This window comes from Magnetococcales bacterium (genome assembly GCA_015231755.1).
In the GTDB taxonomy this organism is placed as follows: domain Bacteria; phylum Pseudomonadota; class Magnetococcia; order Magnetococcales; family Magnetaquicoccaceae; genus Magnetaquiglobus.
In genome coordinates, this window is record JADGAZ010000006.1 from 159690 (window position 1) to 172238 (window position 12549).

Annotated in this window: 9 protein-coding genes; 7 read left to right on the top strand and 2 right to left on the bottom strand. The window is 54.4% G+C overall.

What is annotated here, in order from left to right:
• Positions 1 to 2 precede the first annotated feature (2 nt).
• Entirely contained in the window at positions 3 to 1373 is a 1371-nt protein-coding gene (gene trkA, locus HQL98_06020; GenBank protein MBF0271597.1) for a Trk system potassium transporter TrkA, read from the bottom strand.
• Between the two features lie 431 nt (positions 1374 to 1804).
• Positions 1805 to 3058 carry an MltA domain-containing protein gene (locus HQL98_06025; GenBank protein ID MBF0271598.1) on the bottom strand — a complete coding sequence of 418 codons (1254 nt, stop codon included), beginning with the start codon at positions 3056 to 3058 and terminating at the stop codon, positions 1805 to 1807.
• Positions 3059 to 3683: 625 nt separating this feature from the next.
• Between HQL98_06025 and HQL98_06030 the strand changes: the two genes are divergently transcribed.
• From HQL98_06030 to HQL98_06060, 7 genes are all read left to right on the top strand, one after another.
• Complete coding sequence (locus HQL98_06030; protein MBF0271599.1) at positions 3684 to 5192, top strand: DUF4118 domain-containing protein; 1509 nt, start codon at positions 3684 to 3686, stop codon at positions 5190 to 5192.
• Positions 5185 to 5895, top strand: a complete 711-nt coding sequence (locus tag HQL98_06035) for a response regulator (GenBank protein ID MBF0271600.1) — start codon at positions 5185 to 5187, stop codon at positions 5893 to 5895. The genes HQL98_06030 and HQL98_06035 overlap by 8 nt, the downstream gene beginning before the upstream one ends.
• 428 nt (positions 5896 to 6323) lie before the next feature.
• Positions 6324 to 6851 (top strand): NAD(P)H-dependent oxidoreductase subunit E, encoded by a 528-nt coding sequence (locus HQL98_06040; GenBank protein MBF0271601.1) that lies wholly within the window; start codon positions 6324 to 6326, stop codon positions 6849 to 6851.
• 33 nt (positions 6852 to 6884) lie between these two features.
• Entirely contained in the window at positions 6885 to 8666 is a 1782-nt protein-coding gene (locus HQL98_06045) for an NADH-quinone oxidoreductase subunit NuoF (GenBank protein ID MBF0271602.1), read from the top strand.
• Between the two features lie 17 nt (positions 8667 to 8683).
• Complete coding sequence (locus HQL98_06050; GenBank protein ID MBF0271603.1) at positions 8684 to 11647, top strand: FAD-dependent oxidoreductase; 2964 nt, start codon at positions 8684 to 8686, stop codon at positions 11645 to 11647.
• A gap of 24 nt (positions 11648 to 11671) precedes the next feature.
• On the top strand, positions 11672 to 12118 hold the full coding sequence (locus HQL98_06055; GenBank protein MBF0271604.1) for a ferritin family protein: 447 nt from the start codon (positions 11672 to 11674) through the stop codon (positions 12116 to 12118).
• A gap of 163 nt (positions 12119 to 12281) precedes the next feature.
• The coding region (locus HQL98_06060) for an NAD(P)(+) transhydrogenase (Re/Si-specific) subunit alpha (GenBank protein ID MBF0271605.1) at positions 12282 to 12549 on the top strand (268 nt) is incomplete at its 3' end.

Genomic DNA, 12549 nt, shown 5'->3' on the forward strand with positions numbered 1-12549 from the left:
GCTTAGTGCTCCGCAAGAACCAGTTGACGAATTTTGCGCTTGATTTTGCTTTGTCTGCTGCTGACCAGGAGAATCTGATCCTCGGTTTGGAATGTCGTGTTGCCGTCGGGGAGCAGCAATTGTCCCCCGCGGACCAAAGCGGCCACAATGACCCCTTTTGGCATGTTGGCCTCCCGCAGAATTTTGCCTACCAGGGGGGCGTCAGCGGTCAACCGGATCAACACGGCCTCCAGTTTTCCGCCCAGCATCAATTGCGCTTCCTGCACATCACAGGGCCGCAACAACCCCATGATCTGGCCGATGGCGGTAAAATTGGGATGGACCGCCGCATCGATGCCCATGAACGCCGACAGCGCGATATAGCCTTCATTGTCGAACATGGTGATCGATCGCCCGGATCCAAGACGCCGTGCCAGAACCGAGGACATGAAATTGATCTCCTGGTTCCCGGTCAGGGCAATGTAGGTCGTGGAAGGGGTGACCAACTCCTGCAACAACACGGGATCGGTCACATCCCCGTGCAGAATGCGTGTGCGGGAGAGTCGCGCCACCAGTACTTCGCAGCGTTGACTGTCTTTTTCGACGATGGTGGGTTTGAACCCCTCCTGTTCCAGTTTCATGGCCAGATGCAGCGCCATGCGTCCACCGCCGCCGATCAAATGCCGGGTTTTGTGCATCTGTTGATGATTGTGTTCCAATCCCATGAACGCAAACGCGGAGGAGAGTTCCCGTCCCGCCAGAAGAGGCAGATAGAGTCGATCCCGGGGTTGGAAAACAAAGTCACCATCGGGAATGAGGGTCTCGTTTTCGCGTTCCACCGCCGCTACCAGGGTACGGTTTTCCTGGGTTTTGTCGATCTCTTTTAACTGTTTGCCGATCAGGGGACTGTCTTCTTGCAAGCGGAATCCAGCGATATGGATGCGTCCTTCCAGAAAAGAGGTCACCTCAAAGGCCAGGGGGATTTCCAACAGATCCATCACCAGATTGATGGCATTGCGCTCCGGGGTGATCAGGATGGCCCGATCCAGTTGCGAACCGTTCCAGATGTGGGTGTTGGTGGTGAACTGTTCATCCCGTACCCAAATGGCCGCCTTAGCTTTGGGCGCCAGGGAGTGCAGACCCAGAGCCGTGACAATGTTGCGGGTGTCGGAGTGGGTGACCGACATCACCAGATCGGCGGAATGAATGTGAGCCTCCTGCAAAATGGCCAAATCACTCACATCCCCTTGCAAGGCGCGGACATCCACATGGGTGAGCAATTGGGAAATGGCCTCGGGATTGGGATCCACGACATGAATGTCGTGTCCCTCCTCGACCAGATATTTTGCCAGGATTTCGCCGATCGGCGTGATCCCAATAATGATTATATTCATTATTTTTCTTTCTCGGGTTTGTATTTTAGAACAGGAAATCAACACACATTTGAATAGTATAAATGGTTCTATGTCAGGATTGTGTCATGAGTATCCCGTTTTTCGTCAATTTCTTATTAAGATTCCTGAATTAATGTCGCTCCGGTGGCGGATTGGTTGCTCGGGTTGATCATCGGATTCATCAAAGGATGATGAGCTATCGATTTTATTTGTGATTATATGTGTGTATTCACGGACGGAAATGGCGTGTGGTTTGCGATGATGTGGCGTAATCAGATTATTTTAGTTGTATTTTTGTGCCGGTATGTATCGGCACAAGAGCCTGGAATCGGAGCGGGGTGGGAAGGTGGTGCCGTCGTGGCAGGGGGCTTTTCCACCCGGTCAACGTGAATGGACCTGAGTGAAAAAGACCCCTGCCAGAGGGATTCCGGTCAGTGGCGGTCGGGACGGGGGGCGATGAAATACAGGCTGGAGCCGTTTTGTTTCATGACGCCGGCCCGGTATTCCACCTGTTCATCGTATCCAAAGAACAGGTCCACCCGTCCAGGTCCACGGATGGCTCCGCCGGTATCCTGGTTGACCACAAAGCGCACTTCCGGTCGCCAACTGGCCACGGTTTTGCCATCCGGGGCCAGTTCGGGAATCGTGGTGGAGATGATGGCCGGCGCTCCCTTGGGAAACAGCCGATGATCGGTGGCAATCGAGCGATCCTTGGTCAAGGGCACATTGATGTTGCCCACCGATTCTCCCGACAGCTTGCGGAAGAAGACATACGACGGATTGGCGAAGAAGAGTCGTTGGTTTTCGCGGGGGTTGTCCACCAGCCATTGACGCAGGCGGGGCATGGTCATCTCTTCGTGGGGGATTTTGCCTTCGCTGATGAGAATTCTGCCGATTGCTGTATAGGTGCGACCATTAGTGCCGTCATAGCCGATGCGCATGAGTTCGCCGGTATCCAGTTTGACCCGCCCGGATCCCTGAATGTGCAGGAAAAACGCATCGATGGGATTGTCCACCCACACCAGTTCCAATCCACGATTGGCCAGCTTGGCGGAAAGCTTTTTGGAATCGGTTTTTGAAAGGAACCGTTCATCGATTTGGCTGCGGGTGAAATAGCGTTCACGCTTGCCATTGACCAGTCGATACCCTCCCTTGTTGCCGGCATCCAGCAGGTCCGGGGGACGCCGGTAGATGGGATAGAAGTATCGTTTGGAGCGGGTGAAGGAGCCATGCAACAGCGGTTCGTAATAGCCGGTCACCAATACATTCTTCTTGGAATTACCCCCCACGGAGCGGAACAGGCGGAACCGTTGTTGCAGCTCTTTTTTCAGGCGGGCCGGATCGTTGCTACGCGCCAGTTCCGCCAGTTCGGTGCAGGCCCGGGCCATCTGCGCGGCGGAAACCGTATAGCCGGCGAACGAGAAACGCTTGTCGGCGGGAATACGACGGTAATAAATCGAACTTTGGGTCAGGGCGTCGGCCCAGGTGTTGAGTTGTCTGTCCTGAAACAGACTCGGAGAAATCTCCGACCAGGAGACGGACTCCAGACTGGCATCGGAGAATCTTTCGCCATCTTCCACGATTTCTGGCGCTTTGGGCGGTTCCGCGATTTCCGGCAGAGGTTTGGCCTGACATCCGGCCAGCACAATCAACAGGAGAATCGGCAACCAACGCATGTAACGCATCCAGGCATCCCCTCTCATGCGTAGCCAATTGGCTGATACAGGGAATGCCTTTATGCGTGCGCTCTGCAAGGAATTCATCATGACACCTGATTGAACGGTCGTTTTTGCATTCTTGAATGGAAACTTTGCCTGCACGACCCGTGGTTGACCTGTGTGTAAAGAGGCGAATTTTATGGTTGCTGGATCCCGGTTGGATGCCGGCACAAAAAAGACCACCTTGAAAGTGGTCTTAAGGGCTTCATTCTTATGGTGAATCTGGTGATGCCAAAGCCGTGTTCCGCATCTTCAGTCCTCTTATCGGAAGAATGGAGAAAATCCTGTCCGGAGTCAAGGTGTGAAGTTGTGTCCCCCTGGTGTGCTCGAACAGGTCCGCACGTCAGCCATCACAGTCCGCATAGATGGCACGGGGAAGATTGGATCCGGCCAGCGGTGTTGTCTGTGACGACCCGGCCAGCGGCAAGCACGATGGTACGGTCGCAGACGGTTCGCAACCAAGCCAGATTATGTCCCATGATGATTCTGGTTTGGGGTATGTCCGCATCGGGACACGCTTGACAGGTGCATCTCAAACGGGCTTTGATAGGTCAATCATGGTTTCTGTCAGGTTGCGGGGGGTGTGAACATAATGACTCCACTGTTGAAGAACGAAGAATTCATTGTATTGTTGCTTGTTTTTACAGCAACTTTGCTGATTGTTCCATTCCAGGGAAAGATAATCCTGGAAAATGTACAAATGATATACCTGCTTCTTGTTTTTCTGGTTTCCGTCAAGATGGGGAGAAAAGCATCCATACTGGCATCATTTCTGAGCGTTTGTGCTTTTGCTTATTACTTTGTCCCGCCGCACTTTTCGTTTGCGATTATAGAGCCTCAATACCTGATCCTGCTTGTCGTGATGTTATTTATTGTCCTGACCACCTCCCATTTGACTGTTGGGTTGCGGACCCAGGCGAAAATTTCGGAAGATCGAGAGCGCAGCATTCGGTCCTTGTACCAGTTGGCCAGCAGACTGGTTGGCATTGTCAGTCAGGAGCAGATCATTGAGCCTTCTTATCAATTCATTGCCGTCAACTTTGATGCCCGTGCCATTTTGTTGTTGCCCGATGAACGAGGCAAGTTGATCGCGAGAAACGCCATGCCAGAAATACTGGATTTGGATCATGCGCAGAAAATTTTTGAAGACCATGATGATTCCTGGCAGGATCCCCTGGTGCGTCAATCCGGGAAACCTGTATATATTCCTCTTCAGGGTAGTTCGAATACTTATGGCGTTGTGGTGTTGGTTTCCAACAAAGCGATGTGTGAATTGACTTCCGATCAGGAATCCATCCTGAAAGCGTATGTCAACTTCGTCGGATTATCCTTGGAACGGCTTGCCTATGCCTCCAAGACCCGAAAAGCGGAAATGGAAATGGAATCGGAACGGTTGCGCAATGTTTTATTGTCCAGTCTCTCACACGATATACGTACCCCGATTGCCGCCATGGCCAGTATTGCGGATGCCATGGAATTGATCGATCCTCCCTTGTCCGTTGCCCATGTCGATCTGTTGGACACCATGAGAAAGCAGGTTCGTTGGATTCTTTCCGACATCAACAAACTGTTGGACATGGCGCGTTTGCAGATTGATTATGTCTCTTTGCACAAGGAGTGGCAATTTCTGGATGAGGTCCTGGGATCCGCGATCAAGAATTGTTCTGTTTTGTTGGATGGGTATGAGGTGTACACCAAGATTGAAGAGGATTTACCCTTGTTGGAAATGGACGGCATGATGATCGAACGTGTTTTTTGCAACTTGTTGGAAAATACCACGCGCCATACTCCTGTGGGCAGCCGTATTGAAATCAGGGCTCATGTGGATGGACCGTATGTGGTTGTACTGGTGATGGATAATGGTCCTGGATTGCCTCCCGGTCAGGAGGAGGCCATCTTTGAAAAATTTGTGCGCGGCAAATTACAACCCAGTGTGGGCGGGGTGGGGTTGGGGTTGGCGATTGTTCGCTCCGTGATTGAAGCCCATGCCGGAACCATCTATGCTGAAAATCGTCCGGAAGGCGGGACAAAATTTGAATTTCGTCTTCCCATCACGGAGTATCCTTTCGTGATTCCTGATATGGAGAAACTGGATGACTGAAACATTACGGGATGCCGTGTTGATCGAAGACGAGAAACTGGTGCGTCGGTACGTGGCGATGGCTTTGAGCGTCTCCGGATTCAAGGTATGGGAAGCGGATACGGCCCAGCAAGGCATCATCGAAGCGGTGACGCGTCGTCCAGAACTGATCGTGTTGGACCTTGGACTTCCGGATCGGGATGGGGTGGATGTGATTCGTGAATTGCGGGATATGTGTGACATTCCCATTCTGGTCTTGTCTGTGCGTACCGAAGAGGTCCAGAAAGTGGAGGCGTTGGATGCGGGCGCGGATGACTATCTGACCAAACCTTTTGGAGTTTTGGAATTGCAGGCCCGTATTCGTGCGGTATTGCGTCGTACACTTCCCAAAAGCAATGAAGCGGAGACGGAAAACGATAAAAATATGATGAGATTTGGTGATCTGTTTGTAGATATCAATCAGCGTCTGGTGACGCTGAGAGAGAAACCGATCCACTTGACCCCTCTTGAATATCGTATCCTGACGCTTCTGGTCACCAATGTTGGCCGTGTCTTGACCCATCGTCAGATCCTGCGCGAAATCTGGGGGGAAGGATACATGGATCGTCCTCATTATTTGCGGGTTTTTATGGCTGGTTTGCGCCGTAAGATCGAAGAGAATCCTGCCAATCCCAAATACATTCTCACTGAAACCGGTATTGGTTATCGGTTTGTCCCCTGTTGAGGCGCGCCTCTCCCCTGCGCAACATCGAGCCCTGCGACGTCCCGTTCTTTAAAGTTGACCTCAAGCGGATTGTTCCGATTGATCCCTCGGTAAGTCTTTTCAAGAATTGTATGTAAGTCTTTCCTTGTGATGCATAAAGATTGTATAAAGATTGTATTAATAACATATCAAGATCAATAAAGTCTATAAAAATTGTGCTAAATTTTCGATACAAGTTGGAAAGAGCCTTGCTGGTGTGTCGCGCTTTGTGTCACAGTGTAACAATCAGAAGTTTGGCATGCTTGCATTAAATCGATCAACACGATAGGGATGACACTGTCATTCATGGAAGTTTTAATCATATTTTATAGTTATACGCGAAGTTTTTTAAATGAATAGTATTTCTTTTGCATGGATCGAAGTTTCTATCAAACTGAAAAGGAGATCATATGAATCTTCAAAACATGGAAGCCACGGTTGATCCGGAACTCGTGCATCATTGGATTACGGCTATTGGTTCTGATTCTTCCGCGGCTGTTCCCATTCTGCAGGCTATTCAGGGTCATTATGGCTATCTGCCCCGCAAGGCCATGGATCTGGTGGTCGCCCAGACAGGTATCAATGCCAGTCAGTTGTATGGTGTGGCCACGTTTTACGCGCAATTCCGCTTGAAGCCTGTTGGGCGGCACATGATCAAGGTGTGTCACGGCACCGCCTGTCATGTTCAGGGCGCGGACCGGCTCAACACCTCCTTGCGTCATGCTCTGGGGATCAGCAATCCGGAACAAGATACCGCCAGCAATGGATCTTATACCGTGGAAAATGTGGCGTGCATCGGTTGTTGCAGCTTGGCCCCGGTGATGGTGATCGATGGGCAGGCTTTTCCGAATGTCAAAGGGGCTGATGCCCAACGTCAACTTTTCAAGCACGCCCGCGAGAACAATGAAATCCTGGCAGGTCAAGATGCTGAAAATTAATAAAATCAGGGTGCCAAACAAGGAGTGCCGATCATGAGCAACACCCAATGGACCATTACCGTTGGAGAAGGGTCGTGCGGTATCGCCGCCGGAGCCCCTGAGGTGACGGAACTGTTGAAGAAACGCCTCCCCGATGCCCAGTTCAAAAGCGTTGGCTGCGTGGGGATGTGCCACCGGGAAGTGATGGTGGAGACCGTCGATGACCAGGGCAGGAGCTATCTGTGGGGCAATCTGACCAAGAAAAATCTTCCCAAGGTGATCCAGTTTCTCCGGGGGGACGGGGTCTTGCCAAAGACGTTGCTGATCCGCTCCAGCGAGGAGCCGGATTGCGAAGGCGGACACTATCTGACCCGTCAGACCCGCATCGCCTTGCGCAATGTCGGACAATTGAATCCGACCTCCATGGCGCAATATCTGGACAGAGGCGGGTACGACGCCATCAAGAAGATCATCACCAGTGGCATGACCCCCGAGGCGGTCATCGAAGAGGTGAAAATCGCCAAAATCCGCGGACGTGGCGGGGCCGGATTCCCCACAGCCACCAAGTGGGGATTTGCCCGCAATGCCCCGGGTGATGTCAAATATCTGGTGTGCAATGGGGATGAAGGGGATCCGGGGGCGTTCATGGATCGCTCTTTGCTCGAAGGGGATCCCCACAACGTGCTGGAAGGGATGCTCATTGCGGCCTATGCCATCGGGGCGTCCAAAGGATATGCCTACATTCGCGCCGAATATCCTCTGGCGGTCCAATATTTTGGTCAGGCCATTCAGGATGCCCGTGAGGCCGGATATCTGGGTTATCATATCCTGGGTTCGGATTTCAGTTTCGATATTAAGATCAAGGAAGGGGCCGGAGCCTTCGTCTGCGGGGAAGAGACGGCCCTGATGGCCTCCATCCAAGGTGAACGGGGCATGCCGCGCATTCGGCCTCCGTTTCCCGCCATCAGCGGGTTGTTTGGCAAACCCACCATCATCAACAATGTGGAAACCTTGGCCAATCTCCCCTGGATCATCCAGAACGGTGGAGCCGCCTATGCGGCCATCGGGACAGAGAAGAGTTCCGGCACCAAGGTGTTCGCCCTGGCCGGAGCCATCGCCCGGGGCGGTCTGGTGGAAGTGCCCATGGGGGTGACCATCCGTCATGTCCTGGAAAATATCGGAGGCGGTTCCGCTTCCACCCGGCCCCTGAAGGCGGTTCAGTTGGGCGGGCCCAGCGGCGGTTGCATTCCCGAGCGTCTGTTCGATACCCCCATCGAGTACGAAGCCATCAACGCCACCGGAGCCATCATGGGATCCGGCGGCATGGTGGTCATGGACTCCAAATCCTGCATGGTGGATCTGGCCCGCTATTTCCTGGAGTTCACCGAAAACGAATCCTGTGGCAAATGCACCTTTTGCCGCATCGGCACCCTGCGCATGAAAGAGATCCTCACCCGGATCTGTGCGGGTGAAGGAACCATGGAAGACATCGATCTTCTGGAAGATCTGGGTCGGAGCGTTCAGAGTGCGTCGTTGTGCGGCCTGGGTCAGACCGCTGCCAATCCGGTGTTGACCACGATCAAGTACTTCCGCGACGAATACATCGCTCATGTGCAGGAAAAACGGTGTCCGGGCGGGGTGTGCAAGGGGTTGATCACACACACCATCCTGAATGACAAGTGTTCCGGCTGTTCCATTTGCGAGCGTTACTGTCCGGTCAATGCCATTACCGGGACTTTGAAACATCCCGATACCTGGGTCATCGATCCGAAAATCTGCATCAATTGCGGCATGTGCGCGGAGGTTTGCAACCCCGACGCCATTCTGGCGGCCTGACCGGGAGTCCATACCAAATGAGCGATACAATCACGATCACCTTGAATGGCCAATCCGTCGAAACCCGTGCCGATGCCACCATTCGTGACGTTGCCACGGAGCAAGGCATTCACATTCCGACCTTTTGCCATGATGACCGTCTCAAGCCTTTTGCCTCCTGTTTTTTGTGCGTGGTGTCGGTGGAAAAGGCCAGAGGGCTGTTGCCCGCCTGTTCCACCCGTGTCGCGCCGGGCATGGTGATTCATACTGACAGCGCCGAGGTGGTCAAGAGTCGGCGCATGGCTCTGGATCTGCTTCTGTCCGATCATGCCGGGGACTGCATCGCGCCGTGCGAGGCCACCTGTCCGGCGGGTATCGACATTCAGGGATACATCGCCCACATTGCCAACGGCGACTTTGAAGCCGCGGTCAGACTCATCAAGAAACGCAATCCGTTGCCGGTGGTGTGTGGTCGCATCTGTCCCCATCCGTGTGAATCCCAATGCCGGCGCGGACTGGTGGATGAACCCGTGGCCATCAATCCTTTGAAACGGTTCTCCTCCGAGTTCGATTTGACGCACGGTCCCTTTGTGCCCCAGGCCGGCGCGGAAACCAACAAACGGGTCGCCATCGTCGGTGGTGGTCCGGCGGGTCTGTCCGCCGCCTATTTTCTGCGTCAGGCCGGACACAGCGTGGACATTTTCGAGGCTCTGCCCGCTTTGGGAGGCATGGCCCGCTATGGCATTCCTCGTTTCCGCATGCCCTGGGACATCATGGATCGGGAGATCCGATCCATTCTGGATCTGGGGGTCACGGTTCACTACAACCAACGCCTGGGACAGGATTTCACGATTGCCGGCCTCAAATCCCAAGGATTCGACGCGATCCTGCTGGCCATCGGCGCCCACAAGGCCAAGGCCATGCGCGTACCCAACGAAAACGTTCCGGGGGTGATGGGGGGGGTGGATTTTCTGCGCAAGGTGGTCCTCAACGAACCCGTCGAGCTTGGAAAGCGGGTGGGGGTCATCGGTGGTGGCGATACGGCCATGGACTGTGCCCGGGTGGCCCGTCGTCTGGGGGCGGAAGTGACCCTGCTGTATCGACGCACCCAGGCCGAAATGCCGGCTCTGCCCGTCGAACAGGAAGAAACCCATGAAGAAGGCGTGGAATTCCGTTTTTTGACCGCGCCTGTCGAGGTGTTGCTGGAAAAGGGGCGGGCCAAGGGGTTGCGGGTCATCACCATGACCCTGGGAGAACCCGACTCCTCCGGACGCCGCCGTCCCGTGCCGTTGGAAGGCAGTGAAGAGGATCTGCCCTTTGATCTGATCATTCCCGCGATTGGTCAGGATCCGGACCTGTCGTGCATCGACAACGAAACCGACAAGCCGGAAGTCACCCGTTGGCAGACTTTCGTGTATGACGAAAAAACCCAGACCACCAACATTCCAGGTGTGTTCGCCGCGGGAGACTGCGCCTTTGGTCCCGACATCCTGATTCGGGCGGTCGGGGAGGGGCGTCGCGCCGCCGTGGCCATGGATCTGTATCTGAATGGCGCGGATGTCAAACTGATTCAGCCGTATGTCATCTCCAGGGGACGCCTGGAGGATCTGGACATGGCGGACTTTTCTCCCCGCTATGTCCACAAGAAACGTGCCCTGGAGTTTACCCATCCCCCCGAAAAGCGTTTGGCCGGCGAGGGATGGGCCCCCATCAATGTGGGTCTGGATCAGGTGCGGGCCATGGCCGAGGCCACCCGTTGCATCGAATGTGGTTGCAATGCGCGGTTCGATTGCGACTTGCGCCATTATTCGACCGAGTACGGCGCTTCGGAAAAACGGTTGGCCGGAAACAAACGGGATTATCTCCCGGATACGCGTCATCCCCTGATTCGTATCGAGGCGGACAAGTGCATCACCTGCGGTTCTTGTGTGCGGATCTGTTCCGAGGTCAGACAGATCCACGCCTTGAGTTTCATTAATCGGGGATTTGTCACCCGCATCGGACCCAATTTTGGTGATTCCCTGCAAGAGACCGGATGCGACGCCTGCGGCATGTGTATCGATGTGTGTCCCACGGGGACGCTTTCCGCCAATACCGGCAAAGAGGCTGGACCCTGGATCTGGGAGACGATGCAGACCACCTGTACCAATTGCAGCCGTGGCTGCGGTCTGGCGGTGCATGTGGCGGAAGGTCGTGTGGTCAAGGTGGGTTCCATCGATGGTGATCCGGTCAACGGGGCGATCATCTGCGCGGAGGGTCGGTTCAGACATCGTTTGCTGCCGGGTCGGATGGGGGAGGATGATCTCAATACCCTGACCTCTGCCCAGGCTTTGTTGTCTGGCAGTGGCAAGGTCGCGGTGGTGGTTTCCGCCAAACTGACGGTCGAGGAGAGTTATGCCGCGGCCCGGTTGGCGCGTCGATTGGGGGCTGGTTTTTATTACGGCTCGGGTCTGGTCATTCAAGATGCCGAAAAACCCCATGGCAAGATTCGCGGCGAGGCCAATGTCGCCCTGTTGACCCGTCTGGGTGCCAAACCCTGGCAGGACTCCACACCGGTCGATTGTCTGCTGCTGGTGAATGTCTGGGTGGACACTTCCCATCTGAACGGTGCCAAGGTCATTGCCATGTCCGTTGGTTCGTGTGGTCCATACATCCATGCGGAACTCAATCTGACCATGGCCGATCCGTTGATGACCGAAGGAGCCTTCCTGAACCGGGATGGCGCGTTGACCCTGTTGCAAAATTGTCTGCCCGCCGCAAAAGATCGGGCTGGCTATTGGGTCTTGTCGGCACTGGCCAACGAACCCGGATTGGCGGATTTGCAGACCTTGAGGCGGGAACTGGTCCAGGAAGTGCCGGAATTGGCCGCCTTGCTGAACAGCCGCGGCGAACGGGTCGCACCCACCGGATTGTCACCGCAACGGGTTGCGGTTGCCGATGATTGTCGGGAGATGGCTTTTTGGCTTGCAACCAAGACCTGGGCCTCTTCTGCTCCTCAATAATTCAGACCATGGGAAGGATTCGACATGCATAGTTTCGAAGAGGTCATCAACTTCGCCATACAGCATGAAGAAGAGGAAGCGGCCTTTTATCGGGAAATGGCGACCCGTTCCAAAACCAGGGATCAAAAGGAGATCATGCTGGAGTACGCCTTGCAGGAGGAGGATCACAAACGTCGCCTGCAAGGGATCATGGAAAATGACTGTTTCAAGGCTGGTAAACGTCGTTGTCCCGATCCCGACTTGAAATTGTCGGACTATCTGGTGGTGGACGACCGACCCAACAGCATGTTGGGTTATCAGGATGCGCTGTTGCTGGCCGCCAAACGGGAGAAGAAGGCCCGACAGTTGTACCTGGATCTGGCGGGTCGGGCCACCAATCCGAACATTCAAGCGGTACTGATGTTCCTGGCGGAACAGGAAGGAAAACACGCCAGTTCCTTGGAACAAAAGTATGACGATACGCTGCAATAATCGCTTTCGCTTCTGATTGATCTTTCCGGGTTGCGATCCAATCGGTCCATCTGCGACCCAATACCTTTACATTCATATGGATAAGCGTTCGGGGGAAGTCATTTTCCCCGAACGCTTGCTGTCGCCTTGTTTTTGTCGGTCTAACTTCATGAGGAGGGATTCTATGCAAATCGGTATTCCAAGAGAGGTTTATCCAGGGGAGCGGCGGGTGGCGGCCAGCCCGGATTCCGTCAAGCAGTTCATCAAGCTCGGTTTTACCGTGGCTGTGGAGAGCAATGCCGGGCAGGAGGCCAATTTTGCCGATGACGTGTTCCAGGAAGCGGGGGCCCAGATCGTTCCGGACGCCAAATCCCTGTTTGCCCAGGCGGACATCATCCTCAAGGTGCCCCACAACGTGCTCAACGCCAAGCACCACGAGCGGGAAGCCCAGA

What these genes read in the sequence shown, in the direction of transcription:
- trkA (MBF0271597.1), bottom strand. Translation starts at nt 1,373, where the DNA reads ATGAATATAATCATTATTGGGATCACGCCGATCGGCGAAATCCTGGCA.
- HQL98_06025 (MBF0271598.1), bottom strand. Translation starts at nt 3,058, where the DNA reads ATGCGTTACATGCGTTGGTTGCCGATTCTCCTGTTGATTGTGCTGGCC.
- HQL98_06030 (MBF0271599.1), top strand. Translation starts at nt 3,684, where the DNA reads ATGACTCCACTGTTGAAGAACGAAGAATTCATTGTATTGTTGCTTGTT.
- HQL98_06035 (MBF0271600.1), top strand. Translation starts at nt 5,185, where the DNA reads ATGACTGAAACATTACGGGATGCCGTGTTGATCGAAGACGAGAAACTG.
- HQL98_06040 (MBF0271601.1), top strand. Translation starts at nt 6,324, where the DNA reads ATGAATCTTCAAAACATGGAAGCCACGGTTGATCCGGAACTCGTGCAT.
- HQL98_06045 (MBF0271602.1), top strand. Translation starts at nt 6,885, where the DNA reads ATGAGCAACACCCAATGGACCATTACCGTTGGAGAAGGGTCGTGCGGT.
- HQL98_06050 (MBF0271603.1), top strand. Translation starts at nt 8,684, where the DNA reads ATGAGCGATACAATCACGATCACCTTGAATGGCCAATCCGTCGAAACC.
- HQL98_06055 (MBF0271604.1), top strand. Translation starts at nt 11,672, where the DNA reads ATGCATAGTTTCGAAGAGGTCATCAACTTCGCCATACAGCATGAAGAA.